General features: G+C 57.9%; 14 protein-coding genes. 7 read left to right on the top strand and 7 right to left on the bottom strand.

From position 1 onward, the window contains the following. Positions 1–77 precede the first annotated feature (77 nt). The 6 genes from kdpE to kdpF are packed head-to-tail and all read right to left on the bottom strand — an operon-like array spanning position 78 to position 7,863. Positions 78–755: a two-component system response regulator KdpE gene (gene kdpE, locus AC4IBF_RS15495; protein WP_111964377.1), complete on the bottom strand. Its 678-nt coding sequence runs from the start codon at positions 753–755 to the stop codon at positions 78–80. Beyond that, entirely contained in the window at positions 752–3,439 is a 2,688-nt protein-coding gene (gene kdpD, locus AC4IBF_RS15490; RefSeq protein WP_136195354.1) for a two-component system sensor histidine kinase KdpD, read from the bottom strand. The genes kdpE and kdpD overlap by 4 nt, the downstream gene beginning before the upstream one ends. Next, a complete protein-coding gene (kdpC, locus tag AC4IBF_RS15485; protein ID WP_136195355.1) occupies positions 3,440–4,015 on the bottom strand; it encodes a potassium-transporting ATPase subunit KdpC in 576 nt (191 codons plus the stop codon). Between the two features lie 12 nt (positions 4,016–4,027). Then, on the bottom strand, positions 4,028–6,076 hold the full coding sequence (kdpB, locus tag AC4IBF_RS15480) for a potassium-transporting ATPase subunit KdpB (protein ID WP_143344837.1): 2,049 nt from the start codon (positions 6,074–6,076) through the stop codon (positions 4,028–4,030). 18 nt (positions 6,077–6,094) lie between these two features. Next, positions 6,095–7,774 carry a potassium-transporting ATPase subunit KdpA gene (kdpA, locus tag AC4IBF_RS15475; protein ID WP_252092652.1) on the bottom strand — a complete coding sequence of 560 codons (1,680 nt, stop codon included), beginning with the start codon at positions 7,772–7,774 and terminating at the stop codon, positions 6,095–6,097. Further along, positions 7,774–7,863, bottom strand: coding sequence for a K(+)-transporting ATPase subunit F (gene kdpF, locus AC4IBF_RS15470; protein ID WP_014069365.1), 90 nt, complete (start codon positions 7,861–7,863; stop codon positions 7,774–7,776). The genes kdpA and kdpF overlap by 1 nt, the downstream gene beginning before the upstream one ends. Positions 7,864–8,172: 309 nt before the next feature. Between kdpF and AC4IBF_RS15465 the strand changes: the two genes are divergently transcribed. The 7 genes from AC4IBF_RS15465 to nei all read left to right on the top strand — a co-directional run bounded on the left by AC4IBF_RS15465 (position 8,173) and on the right by nei (position 14,278). Beyond that, positions 8,173–8,379 carry a YbfA family protein gene (locus tag AC4IBF_RS15465; RefSeq protein ID WP_008501079.1) on the top strand — a complete coding sequence of 69 codons (207 nt, stop codon included), beginning with the start codon at positions 8,173–8,175 and terminating at the stop codon, positions 8,377–8,379. Positions 8,380–8,977: 598 nt separating this feature from the next. Next, positions 8,978–10,390, top strand: coding sequence for a deoxyribodipyrimidine photo-lyase (gene phrB, locus AC4IBF_RS15460; RefSeq protein ID WP_133294000.1), 1,413 nt, complete (start codon positions 8,978–8,980; stop codon positions 10,388–10,390). A 10-nt stretch (positions 10,391–10,400) separates the two neighbouring features. Continuing rightward, positions 10,401–11,144 carry a type 2 GTP cyclohydrolase I gene (locus tag AC4IBF_RS15455; RefSeq protein ID WP_045909572.1) on the top strand — a complete coding sequence of 248 codons (744 nt, stop codon included), beginning with the start codon at positions 10,401–10,403 and terminating at the stop codon, positions 11,142–11,144. A 14-nt stretch (positions 11,145–11,158) separates the two neighbouring features. Further along, on the top strand, positions 11,159–11,815 hold the full coding sequence (gene pxpB, locus AC4IBF_RS15450) for a 5-oxoprolinase subunit PxpB (RefSeq protein WP_348942631.1): 657 nt from the start codon (positions 11,159–11,161) through the stop codon (positions 11,813–11,815). Further along, positions 11,809–12,741, top strand: coding sequence for a 5-oxoprolinase subunit PxpC (gene pxpC, locus AC4IBF_RS15445; RefSeq protein ID WP_136195359.1), 933 nt, complete (start codon positions 11,809–11,811; stop codon positions 12,739–12,741). Before pxpB ends, pxpC begins: the two co-directional genes overlap by 7 nt. Continuing rightward, on the top strand, positions 12,728–13,468 hold the full coding sequence (pxpA, locus tag AC4IBF_RS15440; RefSeq protein ID WP_491462942.1) for a 5-oxoprolinase subunit PxpA: 741 nt from the start codon (positions 12,728–12,730) through the stop codon (positions 13,466–13,468). The genes pxpC and pxpA overlap by 14 nt, the downstream gene beginning before the upstream one ends. Before the next feature lie 18 nt (positions 13,469–13,486). Beyond that, positions 13,487–14,278: an endonuclease VIII gene (nei, locus tag AC4IBF_RS15435; protein WP_115874511.1), complete on the top strand. Its 792-nt coding sequence runs from the start codon at positions 13,487–13,489 to the stop codon at positions 14,276–14,278. A 99-nt stretch (positions 14,279–14,377) separates the two neighbouring features. Here nei and AC4IBF_RS15430 read toward each other — a convergent pair whose 3' ends face one another. After that, entirely contained in the window at positions 14,378–15,661 is a 1,284-nt protein-coding gene (locus AC4IBF_RS15430; RefSeq protein ID WP_133294002.1) for a citrate synthase, read from the bottom strand. Positions 15,662–15,849: the final 188 nt, after the last annotated feature.

The following is a 15,849-nucleotide window of genomic DNA, read 5'->3' as shown; positions in this document are numbered from 1 at the left end:
AAAAATAACGTATGGGTTATTTATGAAATATTGTCTGAGGTATTTCGGTTTTATTTAAAAATAAAATGAATAGTTATTCAAAGCATAAACCGATAACCGATACCGGTTTCAGTTAATAAATGGCGAGGGCGAGCGGGGTCGACTTCGAGTTTCTGACGAAGATGTCCCATATATATGCGTAAATAGTGACTATGCTCCACGGCGTTGGGTCCCCACACCTGACTTAACAACTGGCGCTGGGTGAGAACCTTGCCGTGGTTGTTGAGCAGCACGGCGAGCAGGCGAAACTCAATGGGCGTAAGATGAATTTCCTCTTCGCCGCGCAAAATGCGCCGCGCGGCCAGGTCAACCCGGATATCCCCAAACGCGTAGGTTGGATCGGCAGGCGTGGTGGCGCTGTGGCGACGCAGCGCCACGCGAAGGCGAGCCTGAAGCTCGCCGATACCAAACGGTTTAATCAGATAGTCATCCGCCCCGGCATCCAGCGCGGCGATTTTATCCGTCTCTTCAGTACGGGCGGAGAGCACGAGGATCGGCATCTGGCTCCACTGGCGGACTTCACGAATAAAATCGATGCCGTCGCCGTCCGGGAGTCCAAGATCGAGGATCACCAGGTCCGGCTTGCGGGTGGCGGCCTCAATTAAACCCCGCTGAAGCGTACCCGCATCATGAACGCGCAGACCGTCTCCTTCCAGCGCAGCGCGCAGAAAACGGCTAATGGCGATCTCATCTTCAACAATCAGAACGTTGATCACAAATCCTCTGGTAATTCATTAAGTTCTGGCGGGGTTTCCAGAGGAAGTGTAACACAAAACCGCGCGCCGCCTTCGGGACGATTCACTGCGGAAATGGACCCGCCGTGGACGTCAATGATCGCCTGGCATATTGCCAGCCCCAGCCCCACGCCCGGAATGGCCGACTCCTTATTGCCGCGTGCGAATTTCTCGAAAATAGCCAACTCCTGCCCGGCTGGAATGCCGGGGCCGGTATCCCAGACGTTAAGGCGAAGCGCGCCATCTTCCACTGTCGCATCAACGCCAATTTGAGCACTGGCGCCCGCATATTTGCCGGCATTTTCCAGCAGGTTGATCAGCACCCGTTCAAACAGCGGACCATCGACATGAATTAAGGTCAGGGGCTCGGGCATGTTCAGCGCGATATGTCGCCCGCCCAGACCGGGTTCGAGCATTTTCAGCGCGCTGCCCACCACCTCTTCCAGCGTGAGCCACTCTTTTTTGAGGTTAAAACCGCCCGACTGGATACGCGCCATGTCGAGCAGGTTATTCACCAGGCGCGTGGTATTCAGCACGTGCTGGCGGATCTCGCTGGCCTGAAGGGCATGTTTAGAGCCTTCCGCCGCCAGGTCCAGCGTCAGAATTTCTGACTGGCCGAACAGGACGGTGAGCGGGGTACGCAGATCGTGAGACAGCGCCGCCAGCAGCGAGTTACGAATGCTTTCACGCTCGCTCGCCAGACGGGCCTGTTCCTCGCTGGCGGTGAGGGCCAGCCTCTCCAGCGCGCTGGCCACCAGTAGGGTAAAGGTCTCCAGCAGTCTCTGCTGTTCGGGGATCATCAGCTGGCGCAGGTTGGAAGGCTCCACGATGACCAGCCCCTGATTTTTATCGGCGCTGCGCAGCGGCAGAATTTGATAGGGAACGCCGGGGAGGGTGTCGGTCCCTGCGCCCGCCGGTAAGCCTTTGTCAAAGCTCCAGCGCGCGATGGCTTCGTCCCAGGGCGTCATGCCTGAGGCCGACGTCAGCGGGCGCAGCTTGCCGTGTTCGTCCGGAAGTAAAATCAGGTTGCTGGCATGAAACGTCGAGCGGATAAACTGCTCGCTGGTCTGTACGATATCCAGCGGCGTGCGGCCCACCGCCAGCGATTTCGACATCTCATAGAGATGGCGCGTGCGCTGTTCGCGATAGCGGGCGATACGCGCCTGATAGCGCACGCCCGCCGTCAGATTGCCGATCACCAGCCCGACGGTGAGCATCACGGCAAAGGTGAGGATGTACTGCACGTCCGAGACGGCGAGCGTCCCGCGGGGAGCAATAAAGAACAGATCGAAGCTGATGACGTTAATCACCGTCGCCAGGACCGACGGCCAGCGCCCGTAAAAGAGCGCCACCACCACCACGCCGAGAAGGTAGATCATCACCAGATTGGCGGCGTCAAACGCAATCAGCCACTGGCTGGCAATCACGGTAATCAGGGCACAGAGCACGACGGCGACAAGACAGCCGCGAAGCTGAATGCGCCATTTATCGCTGAAGGTGCGGCTGTCTGGCGCACGATTGGGTAAGGGGGTAGGTTTGTCGTCCAGCGCCACGATCACCAGATCCAGATCCGGCGCGCGACGGGCCAGCTTGTCGGCAAAGGATTCGCGGCTAAACCAGCGGCGATGCTGACGACGGCCAATGACGATTTTCCCCAGGTTATGCTCGCGCGCGTAGCGCAGAATGGCTTTATCTTCCTGAGGATCGGAAAGGGTGGCGGTTTCCGCACCCAGCTCCTGCGCAAGGCGCAGCGAACTCAGGATCGCGCGACGCTGGTTTTCGGGCAGCGCGTGCAGCTGCGGCGTTTCGACATACACCGCATGCCAGACGCTGCCAAATTTGGCAGCCAGGCGCGCGGCGGTGCGGACAAGCTTTTCATTGCCGCTGCCGTGGCCCACGCACAGCAGGATGGCATCCCGCGTGTGCCAGACGCGTTCCTGGCCCTGCAGGTCGCGCCAGGCGCGCATCTGATCGTCCACCCGGTCGGCGGTTCGGCGCAGGGCCAGCTCGCGCAGGGCTATCAGGTTGCCTTTACGGAAGAAATGTTCGATGGCGCGCTCGGCCTGGCCGGCGATATAGACTTTGCCTTCGTGCAGGCGCTGGCGCAAATCATCGGGCGGCAGGTCGACCAGCACCACCTCGTCTGCGGAATCGAAGAAGGGATCGGGCACCGTTTCGCGCACCTGAATGCCGGTCACGCCGCTGACCACATCGTTCAGGCTTTCGAGATGCTGAACGTTAACCGTCGTGAACACATCGATGCCGGCTTCCAGTAATTCTTCAACGTCCTGCCAGCGTTTAGGGTGGCGCGAGCCTGGCGCATTGCTGTGCGCCAGTTCGTCCATCAGGATAAGGGCAGGACGGCGGGCGAGGGCGGCATCGAGATCGAATTCCGTGACTAACCGACCGCGATGGCTGATGCGGCGGGGCGGCTGGGTTGCCAGCCCCTTCAGCAGTGATGCCGTCTCTTTACGTCCGTGGGTTTCAACCACGCCGATCAGAATATCGAGCCCCTGCGCCCGAAGCCGCTGGGCTTCCGTCAGCATGGCGAAGGTTTTCCCGACGCCCGCGCAGGCGCCGAAGAAAATTTTCAGTTTGCCGCGATGGGCTTCAGCCGTCTGTTCAAGCAGCCTGTCCGGATCCGGGCGCATGGGCTCGTCGGTCATTTAGTTTTTCCTTAGCGCGTCCAGCGCCAGATTCAGCTCAACAATATTTACCACGGGCATGCCGATGAAGCTGACCAGCGGCTTTTGCGTGTGCTCGGCAACCAGCTGGCTCACCTGTTCGACGGTCAGCTGACGGGCGGCGGCGACGCGCGGGATCTGCCATGCCACGGCTGCCGGCGTCAGGCTGTAGTCCAGCCCGCTGGCCGAGGCGGTCACCAGCTCCACGGGAACGTCACGGCTGGCCTGTGGATTCGCGGCACGCAGGGCAGCCACGCGCTCAGTAACGGCTTTATCCAGCTCGGGGTTGCTGCCCGCCAGGTTACTGCCGCCGGATGCCATCGGATTATACGGGCTTTCGGCAGTGGCGGAAGGGCGTCCCTGGAAGTAGCGGGCATCCGTAAAGTTCTGACCAATCAGGCGAGACCCGCGGTTTTCACCGTTTTGCATAATCAGCGAGCCGTTAGCCTGATCCTTAAACCACCACTGGCCCAGCGCGGTGGTCACCAGCGGGTACAGCCCGCCGGTAATGAGAGACAGCAGAATAAACAGAAGTATAGCGGGGCGTAACATCGTCATTTGATTCACCTTTTAAACCAGGTCGAACAGCGTCAACAGCAGGTCGATAACCTTGATACCGACGAAGGGCACCACCAGCCCGCCCAGGCCGTAAATCCACAGGTTGCGGCGCAGCATGGCGGCCGCCGTGAGCGGCTTATAGCTCACGCCCTTCAGCGCCAGCGGGATCAGGAAGACAATAATCAGGGCGTTAAAGATCACTGCGCTCAGAATGGCCGAGGCCGGAGAATGTAGGTGCATTACGTTCAGGGCGTTTAATTGCGGATAGGTCGCAGCAAACGCGGCCGGAATGATGGCGAAATACTTCGCCACGTCGTTAGCGATACTGAACGTGGTCAGCGAGCCGCGCGTCATCAGCATCTGCTTGCCGATGTGTACCACTTCAATCAGTTTGGTCGGGTTAGAGTCGAGGTCGACCATGTTGCCCGCCTCTTTGGCTGCCTGGGTACCGGAGTTCATCGCCACCGCCACGTCGGCCTGCGCGAGGGCAGGAGCATCGTTGGTCCCGTCACCGGTCATCGCCACCAGACGGCCTTCCGCCTGATACTGACGAATCAGTGCCAGCTTGGCTTCCGGTGTGGCTTCGGAAAGGAAATCATCCACGCCCGCTTCGGCGGCAATCGCCGCGGCGGTAAGACGGTTATCCCCGGTGATCATCACCGTTTTGATCCCCATCTTACGCAGCTGGGCAAAGCGCTCCTTGATGCCGCCTTTGACGATATCCTTCAGCGCAATCACCCCGAGCACGCGCGCGCCTTCGGCCACAACCAGCGGCGTTGCCCCCTGACGGGCCACGCTTTCAACCAGGTTGTCCACTTCCGGTGGGAAGTGACCGTTGTTGGCCTCGATGTGGCGGCGGATCGCGTCAACCGAGCCTTTACGGATCATGCGATCCTGGATGTTGATGCCGCTCATGCGGGTTTGCGCCGTGAAGGGTACGAACGTGGCGTGCAGGCTCTGAACGTCGCGCTGGCGCAGGTTAAAGCGCTGCTTGGCGAGGATCACAATGCTGCGGCCTTCCGGGGTTTCATCAGCAAGCGAGGAGAGCTGCGCGGCATCCGCCAGCGTTTTTTCATCCACGCCCGGGGCGGGTAGGAAATCTGACGCCTGACGGTTACCAAGGGTAATGGTGCCGGTTTTATCCAGCAGCAACACATCCACGTCACCGGCGGCTTCTACAGCACGCCCGCTGGTGGCGATAACGTTGGCTCCGAGCATACGGCTCATGCCGGCCACGCCGATGGCCGACAGCAGGCCGCCGATGGTGGTGGGGATCAGGCAGACCAGCAGCGCCACCAGCACCGTGACGGTGACCGCGGTACCGCCATAGGCAGAGAATGGCCACAGCGTGGCGGTTGCCAGCAGGAAGACAATGGTCAGGGCCACCAGCAGGATGGTCAGGGCAATCTCGTTTGGCGTTTTACGGCGCTGTGCGCCTTCCACCATGGCGATCATCCGGTCGAGGAAGGTTTCACCCGGGTTAACGCTGCACTGGATCACCAGCCAGTCGGAGAGAATGCGCGTCCCGCCCGTCACGGAGGCGAAATCGCCGCCGGATTCACGGATAACCGGCGCGGATTCCCCGGTGATGGCGCTTTCATCCACCGATGCGCCCCCTTCAATGACTTCGCCGTCGCAAGGGATGATGTCACCGGCTTCAACCAGCACCACATCGCCTTTACGCAGTTCATCTGCCGGAACGTGGTCCATCTGGGAACCGTATTTCGGTTCACGTAACTTGCGCGCGAAGGCGGTTTTTTTCACCCCTTTCAGGCTATTGGCCTGGGCTTTACTCCGGCCTTCCGCCAGCGCTTCCGCAAAGTTGGCGAACAGCACGGTAAACCACAGCCACAGGCTGATGGCGCCGGTAAACATCGCATTTCCCGGCATATGGCCCGTTCCCATGGCAATCGCCAGGGCGGTGGTCAGGACGCTTCCCGCCCAGACGATAAACATCACCGGGTTGTGCCACTGCACGCGCGGGCTCAGCTTTTTCACCGCATCCATGAGCGCCTGGCGAACTAATGACGGTTCGAACAGGGCCAGTTGTTTACGACTCATGACAATTTCTCCGCAAAATCAGCGTAAAGAGAGGTATTCCGCGACCGGGCCTAACGCGAGGGCGGGGATAAAGGTCAGGGCGCCGACCAGCAACACGGTGCCCGTCAGCAGGCCGATAAACAGCGCGCCGTGGGTCGGTAACGTCCCGGTGGTGGTCGGTTGGATTTTTTTATTCACCAGCGATCCGGCAATCGCCATAACCGGCACAATGATCCCGAAGCGGCCCACAAACATGCAGAACGCCAGCAGGCAGTTCCAGAACGGTGAGTTGGCGCTTAGGCCCGCAAAGGCGCTACCGTTGTTGTTGGCGGCCGAGGAGACGGCATACAGCACTTCACTAAAACCGTGAATGCCGGGGTTAAAGATGCCGCTGCGTCCGGCCTCGGTCATCAGCGCCAGCGCGGTGCCGAGCAGCACGAGAGCCGGGGTGACCAGAATCGCCAGCGCGGTTAATTTCATCTCGCGAACGTCGATTTTTTTACCCAGATATTCCGGCGTGCGGCCAATCATCAGACCGGCAATAAACACCGCCAGCAGCACGAACAGCAGCATGCCGTAAAGACCGGAGCCCACGCCGCCAAACACCACCTCGCCAATCTGCATCAGCCACATCGGGATCATGCCGCCCAGCGCCGTAAAGGAATCATGCATGGCATTGACGGCCCCGCACGAAGCTGCCGTGGTGACCACCGCATACAGGCTGCTGGCGAGAATGCCAAAGCGGCTCTCTTTACCTTCCATGTTGATCGCGCTATCGGCACCGAGTGAGAGGAAGTGCGGGTTACCCTGCCATTCGGCCCACATCACCAGCGCAACACAGACCACAAAGATCAGCGACATGGTCCAGAGCAGGGTACGGCCCTGACGGCGATCGTTAACTACGTCACCAAAGGCAAAGCAGAGCGCGGCGGGGATCAGGAAAATTGCCAGCATCTGCACAAAATTAGTCAGGGCGGTCGGGTTTTCAAACGGGTGCGAGGAGTTGGCGTTGAAGAAGCCCCCGCCGTTCGTTCCGAGCATTTTGATGGCTTCCTGCGACGCCACTGGCCCCATCGGCAGGAGCTGTTTTGCGCCTTCCAGCGAGGTATATGGCGCGTAAGGCAGCAGGTTTTGCAGGCTGCCCTGCTGAATGAAGAACAGCGCGATCAGCAGCGCAATCGGCAGCAGGATCCACAGCGTAATGCGCGTCAGGTCTACCCACGCGTTACCCAGCGTACTCACTTTCTGACGCGCAAACGCACGCGTCAGCGCGAAGATCACCGCAATACCGCTGGCGGCAGAGAGGAAGTTCTGCACGGTTAGCCCGACCATCTGGCTGAAGTAGCTGAGCGTGGTTTCACCAGCATAGGACTGCCAGTTGGTGTTAGTGACAAAACTGACTGCCGTGTTAAGCGCGAGATGCCAGGACAGGCCCGGCAACTGTTGCGGATTCAAAGGCAGGATACCCTGCAACATCAGCATGGCAAAAAGCGCAATGAGCCCGACGATGTTCAGCAGCAGAATGGCGATCAGATAGTCACGCCAGTTCATCTCCCGATCGTCTATACCCAGTACGCGCCAGATCCCTTTTTCAACGCTTCCCGTTCCGGGCAGGGGAACGTTATTGATTAGCCGTGCCAGCCCCGAGCCCAGTGGCCTTGCCAGAAAGAACAACACCACTAAGAAACTGGCAATAAGCAAAAACGCCTGAGCAGCCATCAGAATGCCTCCGCATTAATCAGGGCATAAACCAGATAACCCAATAACAGGAACACCAGCACGATGCCGGCAATAAGACCTGCACTCACAATCCACCTCCGGGTGACTTTTGTTGTTGTGCTAACGGTAGGATTTCTGGCGCAAAGATTTCGCAAAAATGAGAAGGGCGGGTGTAAAAAAAGTATAAAAATGGCAAAGCCCACAATTTAACTATTGATAAGTAAATCGTTAACTTTTTTGTAACTTAATTACGGCGTGAATGTAAATTTTCGCTAAACGGACGAAAATAAGTGGTCGGATGAGTAGTAAAATTACAAACAAAGCGATATTATTTTAGCCAGGTCACAGATTTTGAATTTTCCGGATAACGTTTCCGGCCAACTATAGGGGAGAAAAATATGGATCTTTATAAAGAGTTTCCGGCTCATATCGTGTTCATGCGCCGCGCTTTCGCCGTAGTGGCTGGCGTGCTGGCTCTGCCGGTGATGCTGTTCTGGAAAGATCGTGCGCGTTTTTATAGCTATCTGCACCGCGTCTGGGCGAAAACCAGCGAGAAGCCGGTGTGGATGGATCAGGCCGAGAAAGCGACCTGCGACTTCTACTAAGATTACACACAGCAATAAAAAAAAACCGCCAACAGCAATGTGGCGGTTTTTTTGTCCCTCCGGATTCGCGGTCCGTTGGGTGGTCTTGCAGCCCCTACCCGGGATTTTTATCATACCCTCCTGTAAGCAGATGGCAATCCCTGTAAGCCTTTATAAAATCCTAATTTTCTTCGAGTATCTTACCTTTGCAGCGGATGTTCATTATGATGCGGCGTCCCTTTCCGCCATCTCGCAAATGGGCATCGGTCCTGGGAAAGGTATTTTTACAGCCGTAAAGCAGTCCGCCTACCCGGGCTTGTGTCCACCGACTTATCACCGGTGGTGAACGGTGGAGCGGTTAGCAGCAGGGACCGCATAATGAAACGCTATTTTTGCATCGCGTTCATTGTCGCCAGCGTACTCGTTGTCAAAAGTGATGAACCGATCGGGTTTGTTGCATTTACCACGATAGCGCAGGACAAGTAGCGTTAAGGCCGCCTCGGGCGGCCTTTTTTATTTCATCCGGTCTACACTTCATGGCAAAGTACAGTAAAAGCGCGCCGCTTTTTCCTTTGGTGGCGTGCCCTTACGGACATAATGGATATTTGCCTGGAGTTTTATGCCCACCCATCTGGTTTGGTTTCGCGCGGACCTGCGCGTACATGACAACTTCGCACTCGCGGCAGCCTGCCGTTCCGATGACGCCAGCGTGTTGGCGCTATTTATCGCTACGCCTGAACAGTGGCAGCAGCATGATATGGCCCCGCGTCAGGCGGCTTACCTCAAATCGCATCTGAACGATCTGCAACACTCACTTGCTGAAAAAGGTATCCCGCTGATCTACAAAGAGGTCAGTGACTTTGCCGCGCAGCTTAAGATGTTGCGGGAGGTATGTCAGCAGAACGGCGTCACGCATCTTTTTTATAACTACCAGTACGAGCTGAACGAACGGCTGCGGGATCGCCAACTGGAGAACATTCTGGGCGAGGTTGTTTGTGAAGGATTTGATGACAGCGTAATGCTGGCACCGGGCAGCGTCATGACCGGCGGCCACGAAATGTATAAAGTGTTCACGCCGTTTAAAAATGCTTTTGTTAAACGTCTGAAAGAGGCGCTGCCGGAGTGCGTACCCGCACCCGCAGCCAGAGGGGAAGCCATAACCACGCTGCCTGAATTAACGTTTAACTATCCCCAACAGGCATTCGATGAGCTTCTGTTCCCCGCAAACGAGAAGGCCGCTATTGCGAAGCTGCGCCAGTTTTGCAAACAGGGCGCGGGAGAGTACGAGGCGCGCAGGGATTTCCCGGCGATTGAAGGGACAAGCCGCTTATCGGCAAGCCTGGCGCTGGGCGTGCTCTCTCCTCGTCAGTGTCTACACCGTCTTCTGGCCGAGCAGCCGCAGGCAATGGACGGTGGAGCGGGGTCGGTGTGGCTGAACGAACTTATCTGGCGTGAATTTTATCGGCATCTGATGACGTATCATCCCGATCTCTGTAAGCATCGTCCGTTCATTCCCTGGACCGACAACGTAAAATGGCAGCACGATGAGGCACTTTTACAGGCCTGGCAAAAAGGGGAGACGGGCTATCCGATTGTTGATGCTGCCATGCGCCAGCTGAATGAAACCGGGTGGATGCACAACCGCCTGCGAATGATTACCGCCAGCTTTCTGGTGAAGGATCTGCTTATCGACTGGCGTATCGGAGAGCGCTATTTTATCTCTCAGCTGATCGATGGCGATCTCGCCGCGAATAACGGCGGCTGGCAGTGGGCTGCCTCTACGGGCACCGATGCGGCTCCCTATTTCCGGATTTTTAATCCAACCACTCAGGGACAAAAATTTGATGCCAACGGCGACTTTATCCGCCGCTGGTTGCCCGCGCTCAGGAACGTTCCTGCGAAAGCGATCCACGACCCGTGGGCATGGGCGGATAAACAGGGCGTAAAGCTCGATTATCCCCGCCCGATTGTTGACCATAAACAGGCGCGTGTCGCCACGCTGGCAGCGTACGAAGCCGCCAGAAAAGTTTGAGAGCATAAAGATGAAAAACAGCGAACTGGAACGCCTGATTAACGAAAAACTCAATACCGCCTCCTTTAGCGACTACGGTCCTAATGGCCTGCAGGTAGAAGGGCGCGAAACGGTACAGAAAATTATCACCGGCGTCACGGCAAGCCAGGCGCTGCTCGACGAGGCTGTCCGTCAGGAGGCCGATGCGGTGATTGTCCATCACGGTTATTTCTGGAAAAACGAATCACCGATTATTCGCGGCATGAAGCGCAACCGCCTGAAAACGTTGCTGGCAAATGACATCAACCTGTACGGTTACCACCTGCCGCTGGACGCACATCCGGAGCTTGGTAACAACGTTCAGCTTGCCCGACTGTTGGGGATTACCGTAATGGGCGAAATCGAGCCGCTGGTGCCGTGGGGCGAGCTGGCGATGCCGGTTCCGGGGCTGGAACTGGCTTCCTGGATTGAAGCGCGCCTGGGGCGTCGTCCGCTGTGGAGCGGCGATACCGGTCCGGATACGGTGAAGCGTGTTGCCTGGTGCACCGGAGGCGGGCAGGGCTTTATCGACAGCGCCGCGCGCTTCGGTGTCGATGCCTTTATCACCGGCGAGGTTTCCGAGCAGACCATTCATTCGGCGCGTGAACAGGGGCTGCATTTCTACGCGGCCGGGCATCATGCCACCGAGCGCGGCGGCATTCGCGCCCTCAGCGAGTGGCTGACGGAAAATACCGATCTGGATGTGACCTTTATTGATATTCCTAACCCGGCCTGATGAGAGGTGCCTGAGTGCAGCGAGCGCGTTGTTATCTTCTGGGAGAAACGGCAGTGGTTCTGGAACTCGAGCCGCCGGTGACCCTTGCCACGCAAAAGCGTATCTGGCGGCTAACCCAGCGTCTGGTCGATCTGCCGTATGTGGTTGAAGCCATTCCGGGGATGAATAACATCACGGTGGTGCTGCGTAGTCCGCATACGCTGGCGCTGGATGCCATTGAACGTTTACAGCGCTGGTGGGAAGAGAGCGAGGCGCTGGAGCCGGAATCGCGTGCCATTGAGATCCCGGTCGTTTATGGCGGTACGGGGGGACCGGATCTTGGTGTGGTCGCAGACCACTGCGGACTCACAGAAAAGCAGGTTGTTGAGCTGCACAGCTCGGTTGATTACGTCGTCTGGTTCCTGGGATTCCAGCCCGGATTCCCGTATCTGGGGGGATTATCTCCCCGGTTGCATACGCCGCGCCGCGCTGAGCCGCGCCTGAGCGTACCGGCGGGGACGGTCGCGATTGGTGGCGAGCAGACCGGCGTTTATCCGCTGACATCGCCCGGTGGATGGCAGCTTATCGGGCATACCGCCACCCCGTTATTTGAACCCGGGCTGGAGACGCCGATACTCCTGCGGCCCGGCGACACCCTTCGCTTTATCCCGCAGAAGGAGGGGGTATGTTAACGCTTATTCGCGCCGGGCTTTACACCTCCGTACAGGATGCCGGGCGCTTTGGCATGCGTCAGTCCGGCGTGAGCTATTGTGGCGCGCTGGACCGTCCAGCGCTGGAAATCGCTAACGTGCTGGTGGGCAACCCCGGCAGCACGGCGGCGCTCGAAATTACGCTCGGCCAGTGTGTCATTGAGTTTGGTCAGGAGACCTGGTTCGCGCTCACCGGCGCAGGCTGTGATGCCACGCTGGACGGCAAAGCGGTGTGGACCGGCTGGCGTCTGCGGGCGAAAGCTGGACAGCGTCTGACCTTAAAGCGTCCTCTGCACGGCGTGCGTAGCTATCTTGCGGTGGCTGGCGGCATTGATGTGCCTGACGTGCTGGGCTCATCCAGTACCGATCAGAAAGCCGGGATTGGCGGTCACGAAGGACGGTTGTTGCGCGATGGCGATCGCCTGGCGATTAAGCCCTCTTCGCGTCACTTCTCGACGGCTCAGGGGGTAAAACAACTCCTCTGGGGAAACCAGATCCGCGCCTTACCGGGGCCGGAATATCATGAGTTCGACGAGGCCTCAAAAGAGTCCTTCTGGCGCTCGCCGTGGAAGCTCAGTCCGCAGAGTAACCGTATGGGTTATCGTCTGCAGGGGCAGCCGCTGATCCGGACGACCGACAGAGAACTGCTCTCCCACGGTTTATTGCCAGGGGTTATTCAGGTTCCGGGCAACGGGCAACCGATCGTCTTAATGAACGACGCGCAGACGACGGGGGGCTACCCGCGAATTGCCTGCATCATTGAAGCCGATCGCTACCATCTGGCGCAAATTCCCCTCGGACAGCCGATTCACTTCGTTCAATGTTCGCTGGAGGAGGCGCTAAAGGCGCGGCAGGATCAGCAGCGCTATCTCGAACAGCTGGTGTGGAGGCTCGATGGTAAAGATTGATTTGAATGCCGATCTGGGCGAGGGCGGCAGCGCCGATGCGGCGCTGATGACGCTGGTCTCCTCGATCAATATCGCCTGCGGCTTTCACGCGGGCGATGCGCAAACCATGCTGGAGAGCGTGCGTAACGCCATCAAAAACGGCGTCGCGATTGGCGCTCACCCGAGTTTCCCTGACCGGGAAAACTTTGGCCGCACCGTGATGGACCTGCCGCCTGAGACGGTCTACGCTCAGGTGCTCTACCAGATCGGCGCACTGGAGGCGATGGTGCGCGCTGATAACGGTGTGCTGCGCCACGTGAAGCCGCACGGCATGCTCTATAACCAGGCGGCAAAAGATCCGGCGCTGGCGGACGCTATAGCCCGTGCGGTGCGGGACTCTAATCCGCAGCTGATTCTGATCGGCTTGGCGGGCAGCGAGCTTATTCGTGCCGGAGAACGGCTGGGGCTGACCACGCGGCAGGAGGTGTTTGCCGATCGGGGATACATGCCTGATGGCAGCCTTGTACCGCGTACGCAGGCCGGTGCGCTGATTACCGATGAAGCGAAAGCGCTGGCCCAGACGCTGGAGATGGTGCGCTACGGGCGAGTGACCGCCGTGGATGGTACAACGGCGCACGTTCAGGCTGATACGGTATGTTTGCACGGCGATGGCGAGCATGCGCTCCAGTTCGCGCGCCGCCTGCGGGCCGCGTTCGTTGAAGAGGGTATTCTTGTCAGCGCAGATTAATCATAAAAGGATAGAAAAATGCCAGAAGGCCCGGAGATCCGCCGCGCGGCGGATAGCCTCGAGGCGGCGATAAAGGGCAAACCGCTGACGGAGGCATGGTTTGCTTTTCCTCAACTGAAACCGTTTGAATCACAGCTGGTGGGGCAGTCGGTAACGCATATTGAAACGCGCGGCAAAGCATTGCTCACGCATTTTTCCCATAACCTGACGTTATACAGCCATAACCAGCTTTACGGCGTCTGGCGCGTGGTGGAGGCGGGTGAACAGCCGCAAACGACACGCGTGCTGCGCGTCAGGCTGCAAACGGCGGATAAGGCGATCCTGCTCTATAGCGCCTCTGATATCGAAATGTTAACGCCTGAGCAGGTGCTCACGCACCCGTTCTTACAGCGGGTTGGGCCGGACGTGCTGGATATGCGCCTGACGGCGAGCGATGTGAAGGCCCGGCTGTTATCGCCTGCATTCCGCAACCGGCAGTTTTCCGGCCTGTTTCTTGACCAGGCCTTTCTGGCCGGGCTTGGCAACTACCTGCGGGTGGAAATCCTCTGGGAAGTCGGGCTGGCGCCGCAGCATAAAGCCTCTCAGCTGAGCGATGAACAGCTGGAGGCGCTGTCCCACGCGCTGCTGGACATCCCGCGGCTGTCGTACAACACGCGTGGCGTAGTGGATGAAAACAAGCATCACGGGGCGCTGTTCCGCTTTAAGGTGTTTCATCGGGCGGGGAAAAAGTGCGAGCGGTGCGGCGGGATTATCGACAGGATGATGCTCTCTTCAAGACCCTTTTACTGGTGCCCGCACTGCCAGAAATAAAAGTAAAACGGTAACCCTTGGGTTACCGTTTTTAATGTTTTCACCCTCTCCCTGTGGGAGAGGGCCGGGGTGATGGCATCAGGCCGCACCCAACATCTTTTAGCGCTCCAGGTCAGACTTAAAATCACGCTGCTCGTAGCCGGTATACAGCTGACGAGGACGCGCGATCTTCATACCTTCGCTGTGCATTTCGTTCCAGTGCGCAATCCAGCCTACGGTACGCGCCATAGCGAAGATCACGGTGAACATGGAAGACGGAATGCCCATCGCTTTCAGAATAATGCCAGAGTAGAAATCGACGTTCGGGTAGAGTTTCTTCTCGATGAAGTACGGGTCGTTCAGCGCGATGTGTTCCAGCTCCATCGCCACTTCCAGCAGATCATCTTTGGTACCCAGCTCTTTCAGCACTTCGTGGCAGGTCTCACGCATCACGGTGGCGCGCGGGTCGTAGTTTTTGTAAACACGGTGACCGAAGCCCATCAGGCGGAAGGAGTCATTCTTGTCTTTCGCGCGACGCACGAACTCAGGAATGTGCTCAACGGTGCTGATCTCTTCCAGCATCTTCAGTGCCGCTTCGTTCGCGCCGCCGTGCGCCGGTCCCCACAGGGAGGCGATGCCCGCAGCGATACAGGCGAACGGGTTCGCGCCTGAAGAGCCCGCGGTACGGACGGTAGAGGTAGAGGCGTTCTGTTCGTGGTCAGCGTGCAGGATCAGAATACGGTCCATCGCGCGTTCCAGAACCGGGTTCACTTCGTACTCTTCGCACGGCGTGGAGAACATCATGCGCAGGAAGTTACCCGCGTAGGAGAGGTCGTTGCGCGGATACACAAACGGCTGGCCGATGGAGTATTTGTAGCACATCGCCGCCATGGTAGGCATTTTGGACAGCAGACGGTAAGCGGCGATTTCACGGTGACGCGGGTTATTCACGTCAAGGGAGTCGTGGTAGAACGCTGCAAGCGCACCGGTAATACCGCACATCACCGCCATTGGGTGAGAGTCACGACGGAACGCATGGAACAGACGGGTAATCTGCTCATGGATCATGGTGTGACGGGTCACGGTGGTTTTAAATTCATCGAACTGGGCCTGCGTCGGTTTTTCGCCGTTCAGCAGGATGTAGCACACTTCCAGGTAGTTGGATTCGGTGGCTAACTGATCGATAGGGAAGCCGCGATGGAGCAGGATACCTTCGTCACCGTCAATGAAGGTGATTTTGGATTCGCAAGATGCGGTAGAGGTAAATCCAGGGTCAAAGGTGAACATCCCTTTGGAACCCAGCGTACGGATATCAATAACATCCTGACCGAGCGTGCCTTTTAGCACATCCAGTTCAATAGCAGTGTCACCATTTAGGGTGAGCGTTGCCTTTGTATCAGCCATTTACGGTCTCCTTAGCGCCTTATGCTTAAGACTGCGCTTTACCGGATTTGCTTTCAGCTGTTAATCACCGTTACCAGATTGTTATTTGGCTTACCGCTCAGCTCACGAGGACAAACCAGGGTACAGAGCTATGGCGCCTTGCAGGTAAACGAATGAAATATCAGTGAAACAACAGCAAATCAGCGTTT

The organism is Enterobacter sp. Taxon_8 (genome assembly GCF_058354585.1).
Note: the sequence above shows the minus strand (reverse complement) of the source record. Positions and strands in the feature narration are given on the sequence as shown.

Excerpts from the sequence above, each read along its gene's own strand:
- kdpA (WP_252092652.1), bottom strand. The coding sequence starts at position 7,774 with ATGGCTGCTCAGGCGTTTTTGCTTATTGCCAGTTTCTTAGTGGTGTTG.
- AC4IBF_RS15465 (WP_008501079.1), top strand. The coding sequence starts at position 8,173 with ATGGATCTTTATAAAGAGTTTCCGGCTCATATCGTGTTCATGCGCCGC.
- phrB (WP_133294000.1), top strand. The coding sequence starts at position 8,978 with ATGCCCACCCATCTGGTTTGGTTTCGCGCGGACCTGCGCGTACATGAC.
- kdpC (WP_136195355.1), bottom strand. The coding sequence starts at position 4,015 with ATGACGATGTTACGCCCCGCTATACTTCTGTTTATTCTGCTGTCTCTC.
- AC4IBF_RS15455 (WP_045909572.1), top strand. The coding sequence starts at position 10,401 with ATGAAAAACAGCGAACTGGAACGCCTGATTAACGAAAAACTCAATACC.
- kdpB (WP_143344837.1), bottom strand. The coding sequence starts at position 6,076 with ATGAGTCGTAAACAACTGGCCCTGTTCGAACCGTCATTAGTTCGCCAG.
- pxpA (WP_491462942.1), top strand. The coding sequence starts at position 12,728 with ATGGTAAAGATTGATTTGAATGCCGATCTGGGCGAGGGCGGCAGCGCC.
- kdpD (WP_136195354.1), bottom strand. The coding sequence starts at position 3,439 with ATGACCGACGAGCCCATGCGCCCGGATCCGGACAGGCTGCTTGAACAG.
- pxpC (WP_136195359.1), top strand. The coding sequence starts at position 11,809 with ATGTTAACGCTTATTCGCGCCGGGCTTTACACCTCCGTACAGGATGCC.
- AC4IBF_RS15430 (WP_133294002.1), bottom strand. The coding sequence starts at position 15,661 with ATGGCTGATACAAAGGCAACGCTCACCCTAAATGGTGACACTGCTATT.
- nei (WP_115874511.1), top strand. The coding sequence starts at position 13,487 with ATGCCAGAAGGCCCGGAGATCCGCCGCGCGGCGGATAGCCTCGAGGCG.